At 70.5% G+C, this 12,461-nt stretch carries 10 protein-coding genes; 6 read left to right on the top strand and 4 right to left on the bottom strand.

Annotated elements, in window-relative coordinates; all coding sequences use genetic code 11:
- Positions 1-287: 287 nt before the first annotated feature.
- Complete coding sequence (locus BM362_RS23280) at positions 288-497, bottom strand: MbtH family protein (protein ID WP_067591886.1); 210 nt, start codon at positions 495-497, stop codon at positions 288-290.
- A gap of 152 nt (positions 498-649) precedes the next feature.
- Here BM362_RS23280 and BM362_RS23275 point away from each other — a divergent pair, with 152 nt between their 5' ends.
- Complete coding sequence (locus BM362_RS23275; protein ID WP_093574532.1) at positions 650-3,754, top strand: non-ribosomal peptide synthetase; 3,105 nt, start codon at positions 650-652, stop codon at positions 3,752-3,754.
- A gap of 417 nt (positions 3,755-4,171) precedes the next feature.
- Here BM362_RS23275 and BM362_RS23270 read toward each other — a convergent pair whose 3' ends face one another.
- Positions 4,172-5,995, bottom strand: a complete 1,824-nt coding sequence (locus BM362_RS23270; RefSeq protein WP_093574531.1) for a non-ribosomal peptide synthetase — start codon at positions 5,993-5,995, stop codon at positions 4,172-4,174.
- Positions 5,996-6,088: 93 nt separating this feature from the next.
- The gene (locus tag BM362_RS47575; RefSeq protein ID WP_157905093.1) at positions 6,089-6,244 is read right to left on the bottom strand and encodes a hypothetical protein; all 156 of its coding nucleotides are present in this window, start codon (positions 6,242-6,244) and stop codon (positions 6,089-6,091) included.
- Between the two features lie 89 nt (positions 6,245-6,333).
- Here BM362_RS47575 and BM362_RS23265 point away from each other — a divergent pair, with 89 nt between their 5' ends.
- From BM362_RS23265 to BM362_RS23245, 5 genes are all read left to right on the top strand, one after another.
- Positions 6,334-6,516 (top strand): DMT family transporter, encoded by a 183-nt coding sequence (locus BM362_RS23265; RefSeq protein ID WP_208865311.1) that lies wholly within the window; start codon positions 6,334-6,336, stop codon positions 6,514-6,516.
- Positions 6,517-6,887: 371 nt separating this feature from the next.
- A complete protein-coding gene (locus BM362_RS23260) occupies positions 6,888-7,739 on the top strand; it encodes a geranyl diphosphate 2-C-methyltransferase (RefSeq protein WP_093574530.1) in 852 nt (283 codons plus the stop codon).
- Positions 7,740-7,749: 10 nt separating this feature from the next.
- The gene (locus tag BM362_RS23255) at positions 7,750-8,862 is read left to right on the top strand and encodes a family 2 encapsulin nanocompartment cargo protein terpene cyclase (RefSeq protein ID WP_093574529.1); all 1,113 of its coding nucleotides are present in this window, start codon (positions 7,750-7,752) and stop codon (positions 8,860-8,862) included.
- A gap of 51 nt (positions 8,863-8,913) precedes the next feature.
- The gene (locus BM362_RS23250) at positions 8,914-10,329 is read left to right on the top strand and encodes a family 2B encapsulin nanocompartment shell protein (RefSeq protein ID WP_067591871.1); all 1,416 of its coding nucleotides are present in this window, start codon (positions 8,914-8,916) and stop codon (positions 10,327-10,329) included.
- Positions 10,326-11,720 (top strand): family 2B encapsulin nanocompartment shell protein, encoded by a 1,395-nt coding sequence (locus tag BM362_RS23245; protein WP_425285729.1) that lies wholly within the window; start codon positions 10,326-10,328, stop codon positions 11,718-11,720. Before BM362_RS23250 ends, BM362_RS23245 begins: the two co-directional genes overlap by 4 nt.
- Positions 11,721-11,908: 188 nt before the next feature.
- On the opposite strand, the gene BM362_RS23240 is transcribed toward BM362_RS23245, so the two are convergent.
- The gene (locus BM362_RS23240) at positions 11,909-12,442 is read right to left on the bottom strand and encodes a snapalysin family zinc-dependent metalloprotease (protein ID WP_067591865.1); all 534 of its coding nucleotides are present in this window, start codon (positions 12,440-12,442) and stop codon (positions 11,909-11,911) included.
- Between the last annotated feature and the right edge of the window lie 19 nt (positions 12,443-12,461).

Genomic DNA, 12,461 nt, shown 5'->3' with positions numbered 1-12,461 from the left:
ACTTGAGGCGCCGCGGCCGCGTTCGAGGTATGTCCGGGCTGATCGCGGGGAAGGCGAGGCAAGCCCGGTGTGCGGTTCGTGAGGGGAACCCTGAGAGGGTGTTTCGAAACCCGCGTGGTCAGTCGCTGAATCCGTGTGTTAGGCGGAAGCTTGCACACAACCGTCCAGCGAACGGCGCGCCACGCCGACATCACAGTCAACGCCCGACCACGCCACCGGGTTCCACAACACCCTCTGAGGGAATCTGATTCCCTCAGAGTTCCCCTCACGAACCGGGCGGACGAACGCTAGGCCGGAGCGTCCGCCCGCATCCGCTCCCGCAGGCTCTTCGGCCGCATGTCCGTCCACACCTCGTCGATGTGGTCGAGGCATTCCTGCTTGGGCCCGCGCTTCCCCTCGTACCGCCAGCCCGCCGGCAGTTCGCGGCCGACCAGCCAGATCGAGTACTGCTCCTCGTCGTTGAGCACGACGCCGTAGGTGCGTTCGTCCTCGCTCATCCGGGTCCTCCTCGTCCTCGCGCCGGGCACACCCGTCCCGTCGCGAGCCGAGCCTTCCCGCGCGGGCGGCGGCGCGACAGAGAAGAACGCGCAGCAACGAGCGCACCGTCCCGGCTCTGGGCCCGCCGGGAGAGAACGGCCACCCTGGCGCCATGACCATGCCCGGCGACCTGCCGCTGTCCTTCTCGCAGGAACGACTGTGGTTCCTCGACGAGTTGCGGCCCGGCGGGACCGAATACCTCCTCCCGCTGACGCTGCGGGTCCGCGGCAAGCTGGACGTCGCCGCGCTGAGCTGTTCGCTCGACGCGTTCGTCGCCCGCCACGAAGTGTTGCGGACGCGGTACCGCAGCCGCGAGGGCGTGCCGGTCCAGGTGGTCGGGAAGCCGCAACCGGTGCCGCTGCCGATCGAGGGTGTCGCGGAAAGCGAACTGGACACCGTCGTCGCGGCCGAGCTGACCGTGCCCTTCGACCTCGCGGCCGACCTGCCGCTGCGGGCCCGGCTGTTCCGTCTCGGCGCGCGCGAGCACGTGCTGCTGATCGTCGTGCACCACATCGCCTTCGACGGCGCGTCCTGGGACGTCCTCGCCGCCGAACTCGCCGAGCTGTACCGCGCGTTCCACGCCGGCACCCTGCCCGAGCTGCCCGCCTTGCCCGTCCAGTACGCCGATTTCGCGCTCTGGCAGCGGGAAGACGCCGACACTCGGCTCGCGGGCCAGCTCGCCTACTGGCGCGAACGGCTCGCCGGGCTGTCGCCGCTGGAGCTCCCGGCTGACCGTCCGCGCGGACCGGTGTGGGATCCGGCCGGCGCGGCGGTCCGGGTCGAGGTCCCCGCCGCGCTCGCGGACCGGCTCACCGCGCTCGGCCGGTCCCGCCGGGCGACGCCGTTCATGGTCCTGCTGGCCGCCTACCAGGTCTTTCTCGCCCGGCACACCGGCGGCACGGACATCGCCGTCGGCTGCCCGGTCGCCGGGCGCGCCCCGGCCGAGGTCGAGGGGCTGGCCGGATTCTTCGTCAACACCCTCGTGCTGCGGGCCGACCTCGGCGGCGACCCCGCGTTCACGACGTTCCTCGACCAGGTGGCCGGGACCGCCTTGGAAGCCTTCGACAACCAGGACGTCCCCTTCGACTGGCTCGTCGGCGAGTTCGAACCGGACCGCGATCTGTCCCGCAACCCCCTGGTCCAGGCGTTCTTCGGCCTGCACGAGGTGCCCGGGCACCGGTTCCGGCTGCCCGGACTGGACGTCGAAGAGTCCGATGTGGACTGGACGGCCGCGTCGTTCGACCTCGGACTGCAGTTCGAACACCGCCCGGACGGCTCGCTGACCGGCACTCTCACCTATCCGACCGCCCTGTTCGAGCCCGCCGCCGCACACCGGCTGGCCGCCCGCTTCCAGTGCCTGCTGGAGAGCATCGCCGACCATCCGGCGCAGCGTCTGAGCGAACTGGCGCTGACCCCGGACGCGGAACTCGCGCTGCTGACCGGCTGGGCCCGGACCCCGGGCTACGAAGTGACCCCGGGCTGTTTCCCCGGCCTCTTCGCCCAGCGAGCAGCCGAAACCCCGGACCGCCTCGCCATCCACTGCGGCGGCCAGGAACTCACCTACGCCCAGCTCGACGCGGCAGCCAACCGGCTCGCCCGATACCTGCGCGCGAGCGGGCTCGGCCCGGAATCAACCGTCGGAGTCTGCCTCGAACGGAGCGTCGGCGCCGTGGTCGCGCTGGTCGGCGTGCTGAAATCCGGCGCGGCGTACGTCCCGTTCGACCCGGCCAACCCGCCCGGCCGGCTCGCCTATCTTGCGGAGGACGCCCGCGCCGCCGCTGTTGTCACCGAGGAACGTTACGCCGGGCTCTTCGCCGGCACCGGCTGCCCCGTCATCTCCCTCGAACAGACCGCGGATTCCTCTTCGGACAGTCCGGATTGGACCGTCGAACCGGATCATCTCGCTTACGTCATCTACACTTCCGGCTCGACCGGACGGCCGAAAGGCGTCCAGATCCAGCACGGATCCTACGCCGAACACGCCCAGATCATCGCCCGCGAATACGGGATCACCGCGGCCGACCGGGTGCTCTCGCTCGCCTCGCTGGCCTTCGACGGTTCGCTGGAGCAGATCGGCGGCCCGCTGCTGGCCGGCGCGTCGGTGGTGCTGAGCGATCCGCTGTTCTGGGAACCGGAGGAACTCGCCGGCCGGCTCAGCCGGCACCGGATCACGAGCGTCAACCTGACCCCGGCCTACTACCGCGAACTGCTCGGCGTGCTCACGCCGCGCGATCCGCGGGTCGCGTGCCTGAACATGGTGAACGTCGGCGCGGACGTCGTCACCGCCGAAGACGCCCGGCGCTGGCGCGAACTGCGCTTGCCCGGCCGCTTCCTGGCCTGCTACGGCCCGACCGAGGCGACGATCTCCAGCGTGCTGCACTGGGCCGACGACGCCGATCTCGACCTTCCGAGCCTGCCGATCGGCCGTCCGGTCGCCGCGACCAGCGCGTACGTGCTCGACCCCGCCGGAGCGCCTGCTCCGGTCGGCGTGCCCGGCGAACTGCACCTCGGCGGCCTGCGCGTGGCGCGCGGCTACCTCCGCCGTCCCGCGCTGACCGCGGACAAGTTCGTGCCGGACCCGTACTCGACCGGCGCCCGGCTGTACCGCACCGGCGACCGCGCCCGCTTCCGCTCGGACGGGACCATCGAGTTCCTCGGCAGGCTCGACCGCCAGGTGAAGATCCGCGGCTTCCGGATCGAACTCGGCGAGATCGAAGCCGTCCTCGACGCCCATCCCGCGGTGCGCGCGGCGGCTGTCGTAGTGAAGGACCTGCCGGAGCGGACGTTGGTCGCCTATGTCGTCGCGGCTGCCGGAGAGCCGGATTTCGCCGCGCTGCGGGCAAGTCTGCGGTCGCAGCTGCCGGACTATCTCGTCCCGGCGCAGTGGGTAGCGATGCCCGCGCTGCCGCTGACACCGAGCAAGAAGGTGGACCGCGCCGCGCTGCCGGACCCCTCGGCCGACAACGCGGTCCGCGCCGAACCCGTCGCCGAGCCGACGTCCGCGGTCGAGCACGCGCTGGCCGACATCTGGCGGGAGGTGCTGCGGGTGGAGGACATCAGCGTCCACGACGATTTCTTCCGCATCGGCGGGCATTCCCTGCTGGCCACCCGGGTGCTCGCGCGGATCAGGAAGAAGCTCGGCGTCCGCGTCTCGTTGCGGGATCTCTTCGCCGCCCGGACGGTCGCCGAACTGGCCACGGTCATCGAACGAGCCTGAAAATCCGTTGCTCCGCGGCGGCCGCCGGCGGAAGCTGTACTCGTGACGACGGGAACGAGGCAGGCGTGCGTGGCTTCGCTGCTGGCGTTGGCGAGCAGCCCGGCCTACCAGGATGGGGCCTGGCCCGCTTCGGCGAGGTCGCGGAGGTGCAACCGGCACTGGTGAGCCTCGTGCTGGGCAACAGGGGACACCGCCGTCACCCGCGCGACCGCGGAAGCCCTGCTCCGGAGATTCGACACCGTCGGCCTCCGTTTGGTGGCCACGGCGCTCGCATCCGGACCACGCCGGCTGGATCTACCCGGCGATCAGCGAGTTCTTGGGCATCGACTCCCGCGATCGCGACGCGGCGCGACACACCTCCTTGAGGAAATCACGAGCATCAGCCCGGTCCTCATCGCGATGGAGCCCTGACGGCGCTCAGCTGAGCGCGCGCTGGACGTCCACATCGGACAGCGCCGCCACGTACTCCGTCACCGCCCGGTGCACCTCGGCCGCCAGCAGCTCCACCGTCGACGCCTCGAACACAGTGCTCACCGGCAATTCCACCGGGAACCGCTCTCCCAGCAACGCGACCACCCGCGTCGCCAGCAGCGAATGCCCGCCAAGGTCGGCGAAGAAGTCGTCGTGCACGCCGACGCGTTCGAGATCGAGCAATTCCCGCCACACCTCGGCGACAGCTTCCTCAACCGGCGTGCGCGGCGCCACGAATTCCCCCGCCGGCCGGGCCTCCTCCGGCTCCGGCAACGCCGCGCGGTCCACCTTGCCGTTGGGCGTGATCGGCAACTCGTCGGGCCAGGACCACAACGAGGGCACCAGATGCGCGGGCAACCGGACGAGCAGGAATTCCCGCAGCTCGGCCGCCGCGGGCCGCGAAGCCACCACGTGCGCCGCCAGCACCCGGTCGCCGCCGTCGCGTTCGCAGGGCACCACCACTGCCGACCGCACGAGCGGATGCGCCGTCAGCGCCGCTTCCACCTCGCCCGGTTCCACCCGGAAACCCCGGATCTTGACCTGCTGGTCCAGCCGTCCGAAGAAGGCGAATGTCCCGTCCGGCCGGAGGGCGACCTCGTCGCCGGTGCGGTAAAGCCGTCCGCCGCCGCCAGCCGGATCGGGAACGAACCGTTCCGCCGTCAGCGCGGGACGACGGAAGTAGCCGCGTGCGAGACCGGGCCCGCCGAGCAGCAATTCGCCACGCTCACCGGGCTCGACCGGCACGCCGTCGGCGCCGGTGACGAACGCGTGCGTGTTCGCGATCGGCTTGCCGATGGGAATCGGCCCGGCGGTGTCCGCGACGGTCATCCCCCGGTGCACGCAAGCGAAAGTGGTGCACTCGGTCGGGCCGTATCCGTTGCTCATCTCGGCCCCGAGTTCTTCGATCACCCGCCGCGCCTGCACCGGCGGCACGACGTCGCCGCCCGCGATGACGTGCCGCACCCCGGCGAGCGCGGTGACCCGGTCGTCCACCACGTGCCCGAACAGCCCGGAGCTGAGCCACACCGTGGTGACCCCGAACCGGCGCACCGCCGCCTCGATCGACGCCGCGGCCGGCACGCCCGGCGGCAGCACCGCCAGCGCCGCGCCGGTGGCGAGCGCGCCCCACAACTCGAACGTCGAGACGTCGAAGCACAACGACGTCAGCAGCAGGAACACTTCTCCCGCACCGAAATCGGCGAAGCCGGAACCGTGCACGAGCCGGACGACCCCGCGGTGGGTCACCTGCACGCCCTTCGGCAGGCCGGTGGATCCGGAGGTGTACATCTGGTAGATCAGGTTGTCCGGCACCACATCCGCGTCCGGCGGGGTGTCCGGCCAGCCGCCGAGGTCGGCCTCGTCGGCGAGAACGACCGTCGGCGCGGCCTGGACCCGGTCCGCCAGCGCCCGTTCGGTCACCGCGACCGCCGCGCCCGAGTCGCCGAGCATGAACGCGAGCCGCTCGGGCGGATAACCCGGGTCGAGCGGGACGTAATAGCCGCCCGCCTTGAGGATGCCGAGCATCGCGACCAGCAGCGTCGTGCCGCGCTCCAGGCACAGCACGACCGGCGTCTCCGGCCCGATTCCCCGCGCCCGCAGCAAGTGCGCGAACCGGTTCGCGCGCTGGTCCAGCTCGCCGTAACCGAGCCGCTCTTCGCCATACCACACGGCCGCGGCCTCCGGTGCCGCCGCGGCGTGCCGGGCGAACAGCTCGTGCACGCACAGGTCGGGCAGCGGCACGTCCGCGCCGCGTTCAGGCTGCATGGTCATGAAGGCGTCCTCCCGCGTCGAACGGTTCCGACTGGAGCATGACCAGGACCCCGCGCGCGGGCCAGAGACGAACGCGCAGACATGCCCGCGGAGTCAGCGTTCCAGCGGCCGCCGGACCCCGAGCCACGCGCTCCGCCCGAACAATCCGGCCAGCAGCGGCAAGTCGACCGGCGGCGCATCCGGATCCAGCTCGTCCGGGCGATGTGCGGCCACGACGACCACCACCGCGAGCTGTGTCGCCTCAGCCATCACCCTCAGCGGTCCGTGAGGGGAACCCTGAGATCTGATTCCCTCAGCCATGACCCGCACGGACATCCCGACCCGCCTGCGGGGTGCTCGTGCTCGATATCGGCCTGAACACCGTCCCGGCCGGGACGATGTTCGTCGGGATCGGCGCGTCAGGCACCGCGGTCGTCGGCATCGCCTGGCTCCGCGAACCGGTCAGCGTGCCGCGAATCCCCGCGCTCGCGCTGATCGCCGGCGGGGGCGACCCGCTCCAGCTGACCTCCCGGACGGCGTGACGGCCGGGCCGGTCCCCGGAGTTCCGCGGCCCGGAACCGCTTCGGCCCATCGGGCGTCACCCGTCTGCCAGGATCGTCCACGGGCTGTCGCCTGCCGTCATCCGCCCGTGTCCGCGGCGGCATCGAACGTGGCCCGGCGACCGGCCCGCGAACACCTCGCAGCAGTGGCTTCCTAGGCCAGAAGAGGCACGCCGGAGCGCTCCCGCCAGCCCGCGAGTGAATTCCCGCGAATCGTCTTGTCCGGGGAAAAGAATCCTCGCTAGCCTCGGACGCAGAGGGAGAAAAGCCGAGCGCCTCGCACCGAGCCGGTGCGCGCCGGCACAGTTCACCGCGTGCCGACCGGAAATTGCGACCCGAAAAGGGAGTACATGATGACGTCTGTTGCCCGTCCGGTTGCGCGCACCGCGTATCAGCAGTCGGTCGCCGACTACTGGAACGCCGAAAAGGATCCGGTCAATCTGCGCCTCGGCGACGTCGACGGATTTTACCACCACCACTACGGCATCGGCGACTACGATGCGTCCGTCCTGGACGGACGCGGGGAAAGGCGGGACAAGGCGATCATCGCCGAGATGCACCGGCTGGAGACCGCGCAGTCGCAATTCCTGTTGCAGCACCTCGGAGACATCGACCCGGCCGCCCGGCTGCTCGACGCCGGATGCGGCCGGGGCGGCACGAGCGTGCAGGCGCACCAGCGGTTCGGCTGCCGGGTGGAGGGCATCTCCATTTCCGAGCAGCAGGTCGATTTCGCCAATGCACAGGCCCGGCTGCGCGAAATCGACGGTTCGGTCCGATTCCATCTCCGGAACATGCTCGACACCGGATTCGAAAGCGGCGATTTCGCCGGAATCTGGAACAACGAAAGCACGAGGTACGTCGATCTGCACGAGCTCTTCGCCGAACACGCGCGACAGCTCGCCCCGGGCGGGCGATTCGTGACCATCACCGGGTGCTACAACGACCTGACCGGCGGGCGTTCGCGCGCGGTGAGCCAGATCGACCAGCATTACATCTGCACTATCCATTCGCGCGGCGATTATTTCACCGCGCTGGCCGCCAACGGATTCGTCCCGATCACCGTCGTGGACCTGACCGAGGCGACCATCCCGTACTGGGAGCTGCGCGAGCAGTCGTCCGTGGCGACCGGCATCGAGGGGCCGTTCCTGACCGCCTGCCGCGAGGGCAGCTTCCACTACCTGCTCATCGCCGCCGACCGCGTCTGAGCGGGCCGACATGTCCGGAATCGCAGCGACCCGGCCCGGCCTCGCCTGCCCGTCCCCGCTGTGGGCGGGCCCGCTCGGGCTGGGGACCTCGGCGGCGCGGATCGCGGCGCAGTTCGCGCCGCCGCACGGCACGGATCCGGCCTACGCGGAGCGGGAATGGGACGAGGGCAGCGCGTCGCCGCTGTACTGCCCGGTCGTGCGGCGGGTGGACGACCCGCTCGCCGAGGAGGTGGACCGGCGGCTCGTCGCGTGGGCGCGCGACTGCGGGTTCGAGAGCGCGGGGCTGGACCAGATCGCGCACGCCGGCTTCGGCAGGCTGGTGATGCTCGCCCACCCGGACACCTCCGACCCCGACCGGCTGCTGGTCGCCGCGCAGCTCAACGCGGTGTGGTGGGCGGCCGACGACTACTACGCCGACGACAGCTCCCTCGGCGCCTCGCCGACCGAGCTCCCGCCTCGGCTGGCGCTCGTCATGGCCGCGATGGACCCGGTCGCGCCGGCGGGCGAGTTCTCCGCGCCGCGGGAAGAAGCGCTGCGGGCCGATCCGATCCGGGTCGGGTTCCGCTCCGCGGTCGGCCATCTCGGCAGGCACGGTTCGCCGGTGCTGGTCCAGCGGGTCTGCTATTCGACCTTCGCGATGTTCGTCAGCTGGGACGCCTACGCCGCGTGGCGCCACACCGGCCGCTGTCCCCCGGCCTGGGAATACCTGGCGGCCCGCCAGCACGACAGTTTCTCCGCGTCGATGACCCTCATCGACCCGGTCGGCGGGTACGAACTGCCCGCGCCGTTCTACTACGAGCCGCGCGTGCGGGAGGCGATGATGCGCGCGGGCACCGCGACGGTTCTGGTCAACGACCTCCATTCGGTGGCCAAGGAAGCGGCCGACGAGAACCCGGTCTGCAACATGGCGCTCCAGATCGCCGCCGACCGGAACTGCCCGGTCTCCGAGGCGGTCGAGGCCACGGTCGCGCTGCACAACCGGATCGTGCGCGAGTTCGAGGAGGGGCACCGCGCCCTGCTCGCGATCCCGTCGCCGGAACTGCGGCGCTTCCTCGCCGGCCTCCGCGACTGGATGGGCGGCGGCTTCGAATGGCACGCCACGAACCCTCGCTACCGATCCTGATCCCACACCCCTGATCCCAGGCTTCGCAAACCCAGACAAGGTGGTTTCGCTGTGACTGTCACCGACCCGGTCGACTCCGCGGACGTGGAAGACCAGGAACCCTTGAGCCTAGGCCGCGCGGCGGCGCGGCAGCTGGCCACGACCACGAAGTCCGTGCCGCAGATGCAGGGCATCAGCACACGGTGGCTGCTGAAGGCACTGCCGTGGGTCGAGGTGTCCGCGGGCACGTACCGCGTCAACCGGCGGCTGTCCTACACCGTCGGCGACGGCCGGGTCACGTTCGTGACCAGCGGATCCGAGATCCGGGTCATCCCGCCCGAGCTCGGCGAGCTCGCGCCGCTGCGCGGATTCGACGACGAGGCGGCGCTGGCCGAGCTCGCCAGCCGGTTCGAGCAGCGCGAATACCAGCCGGGCGACGTGCTGGCCGAATTCGGCAGCCGCGCCGACCAGGTGTTCCTCATCGCGCACGGCAAGATCACGAAGGCCGGGGTCGGCGCCTACGGCGACCAGACCGTGCTGGGCACGCTCCTGAACGGCGACTACTTCGGCGAGAGCGTCCTCACCACCTCGGACGGGATCTGGGAGTACACCGCGAAAGCGGTCACCGCCGCGACCGTGCTGACGTTGTCGCGCCAGGAATTCGAAGGCGTGCTGAACCGCTCGGAAACGCTGCGCGCGCACCTTGACGCCTTCATCGCGGGCGGAGACACGGCCCGCAACGAACACGGCGAGGCCGAGATCGCCCTCGCCGCGGGCCACGACGGCGAACCGCGGCTGCCGGGCACCTTCGTCGACTACGACACCTCTCCGCGCGAGTACGAGCTGAGCGTCGCGCAGACCGTGCTGCGGGTCCACAGCCGGGTCGCCGACCTCTACAGCGAACCGATGAACCAGACCGAGCAGCAGTTGCGGCTGACCGTCGAGGCGCTGCGGGAGCGGCAAGAGCACGAGCTCGTCAACAACGCCGATTTCGGCCTGCTGAACAACGTCGACTTCGACCAGCGCGTGCCCACCCGCACCGGCCCGCCGGCACCGGACGATTTCGACGAACTGCTCTCGCTGGTGTGGAAGGACCCCGGGTTCTTCCTCGCGCACCCGAAGACGATCGCCGCGTTCGGGCGGGAATGCAGCAAGGCCGGGATCTACCCCGGCTCGGCCGACCTCGGCGGCCACCAGGTGCCCGCGTGGCGCGGGGTGCCGATCCTGCCGTGCAACAAGATCCCGGTCACCGAGACCCGCACCAGCTCGGTGCTGCTGATGCGGACCGGCGAACCGGCCCAAGGCGTAGTCGGGCTGCACCAGACCGGGCTGCCCGACGAATACCAGCCGGGCCTCAACGTGCGGTTCATGGGCATCAGCGAGCAGGCCATCCTGTCTTACCTGGTCTCGGCCTACTATTCCGCCGCCGTCCTCGTGCCCGACGCGCTCGCCGTGCTGGAAGCCGCCGAAATCGGCCGGGAGGGCTGAGCCCGGTGCCCGGCACGGAACAACAGGAGCAGCTCTCCCTCGGCGTCAAGGCGGCCCGCACTCTCGCCACGACCGCCAAGTCGCTGCCGCAGATGCGCTCGATCACCACGCGGTGGCTGTTGTCGCAGCTGCCGTGGGTCGAGGTGCCCGGCGGCAGCTACCGGGTCAACCGTCGGCTCGCCTACACCGTCGGCGACGGCAAGGTCAGCTTCTTCCAGACCGGAGCGCGGGTGCAGGTCGTCCCGCTTGAGCTGACCGAAATCGACCTGCTGCGCGGCTTCGCCGACGAAACCGCGCTCGGCGCGCTGGCCGACGCCTTCGAACAGCGCGAATACGAGGCGGGCAGCACGCTCGTCACCGCCGGGCAACCGCTGGACCAGCTCGTCCTCGTCGTGCACGGCAAGGTCACCCGGCACGGCGAGGGGCAGTACGGCGCGGAAACCCACCTCGGCACCGCGACCGACGGCGATCATTTCGGCGGCGAACTCCTCTCCGGCGACGACGCCGCCTGGGGTTTCACCGCCCGGGCCGCCACCAGGGTGGTCGCATTGGTGCTGCCCGCCGGCCCGTACGCCCGGCTCAACGGCAGGCTCGACTCGCTGCGCGCGCACGTCGCACAGGCCGCGTCTCAGCCGGGGAGACCGCACAACCGCAAGGGCGAGGCGAACATCGCCCTGTCCTCGGGCCACGACGGCGAACCGATCCTCGCCGGAACGTACGTCGACTACGAGCCCTCGCCGCGCGAGTACGACCTCGCGGTGGCGCAAACGGTCCTGCGGGTGCACAACCGCGTCACTGATCTGTACAACGACCCGATGAACCAGTTCGAGCAGCAATTGCGGCTCACCGTGGAGGCGCTGCGGGAACGGCAGGAACACGAACTGGTCAACAACCCGGATTTCGGCCTGCTGCACAATGCAGACCTCACATCCCGCATCACCACGCGCACCGGCCCGCCGACGCCGGGCGATCTGGACGAACTGCTCTGCCGGCGCCGCAAAACGCGCTTGTTCCTCGCGCATCCGCGGGCGATCGCGGCAATCGGGCGCGAATGCACGAGGGCGGGCATTTACCCGGAGCCGGTCGTGGTGGACGGGAAACGCGTCACCGCGTGGCGCGGGGTCCCGATCCTGCCGTGCGACAAAATCCCGGTCACCGAGGCAGGAACCACCTCGGTGCTCGCCATGCGCACCGGGGAAGACGACGCGGGCGTCATCGGATTGCGGCCGGAAAACCTCGCCGACGAATACCGGCCGGGCCTGAATGTGCGATTCATGGGCATCAGCGACCGCGCTGTCTCGTCCTATGTGGTCAGTGCTTACCACTCTGTCGCGGTTCTCGTGCCGGACGCGCTGGGGATCCTGGACGACGTCGAGGTGGCTCGCGCCTGAGGCATGTGGCTGCTCGCCGGAAGCGACGCGCTTCCGGCGAGCATCGGCGGATCAGCAGATGTGCTTGCCGGGCAAGCGAACCGGACCAAAATCTGCCCAGCGCACACCACACCGCCGCGAGCACCGGACACGCCCGGGACCCGGCGATGCTCGCCGGAAGCAACGCGCTCCCGGCGAGCATCGGCGGATCAGCGGTAGACGTGCTTCGGCAAGCGAACCGTCGCGAACCCGTTCGCGAAGTTCGCCTCCACCTGAGCCGACTCCTGGGCGTCGGGCATCGCGTTCTTGCACGTGATCCCCGGCCCGTGCCCGGACATCAGTTCCGAGCAGGGGCCCTCGTAGTGGTCGGGCAGGCCGAGGTTGTGGCCGATCTCGTGGGCGATGATCCTGGTCGGGTCATTGCCCTCGGCGACCTGCTGGGTGTCGATGTAGATGTCGCCGTTGCCGTGCCCGTCGGTCTGGGTGTAGGAACCGCCGCCGGTGGTTTCGTGCATGATGATGGTCGCGGCGCCGCCGCTGTTGAGGTGCACGTTGTGCACGGAGTTGTTCCAGTTCGCCGCGGCCTGGGTGGCCTCGGCCTGATAGTCGGGCAGACCGCTCGCGTCGTAGTACAGCTCGACCGCGTCCAGCGGTGCCGCCGACGCCGTGCCGGCTCCGGTCAGCGGCAGTACTAACGCGGCGGCCGCGCCTGCGGCCAGTCGGCCAAAGCGTTGCAGGGTCATGGTTTTTCCTCTCCGACGG

It is taken from the genome of Amycolatopsis rubida, assembly GCF_900115345.1.
Classification (GTDB): domain Bacteria; phylum Actinomycetota; class Actinomycetes; order Mycobacteriales; family Pseudonocardiaceae; genus Amycolatopsis; species Amycolatopsis rubida.
Note: the sequence above shows the minus strand (reverse complement) of the source record. Positions and strands in the feature narration are given on the sequence as shown.

Excerpts from the sequence above, each read along its gene's own strand:
- BM362_RS23280 (WP_067591886.1), bottom strand. The coding sequence starts at position 497 with ATGAGCGAGGACGAACGCACCTACGGCGTCGTGCTCAACGACGAGGAG.
- BM362_RS23275 (WP_093574532.1), top strand. The coding sequence starts at position 650 with ATGACCATGCCCGGCGACCTGCCGCTGTCCTTCTCGCAGGAACGACTG.
- BM362_RS23270 (WP_093574531.1), bottom strand. The coding sequence starts at position 5,995 with ATGACCATGCAGCCTGAACGCGGCGCGGACGTGCCGCTGCCCGACCTG.
- BM362_RS47575 (WP_157905093.1), bottom strand. The coding sequence starts at position 6,244 with ATGGCTGAGGCGACACAGCTCGCGGTGGTGGTCGTCGTGGCCGCACAT.
- BM362_RS23260 (WP_093574530.1), top strand. The coding sequence starts at position 6,888 with ATGACGTCTGTTGCCCGTCCGGTTGCGCGCACCGCGTATCAGCAGTCG.
- BM362_RS23255 (WP_093574529.1), top strand. The coding sequence starts at position 7,750 with ATGTCCGGAATCGCAGCGACCCGGCCCGGCCTCGCCTGCCCGTCCCCG.
- BM362_RS23240 (WP_067591865.1), bottom strand. The coding sequence starts at position 12,442 with ATGACCCTGCAACGCTTTGGCCGACTGGCCGCAGGCGCGGCCGCCGCG.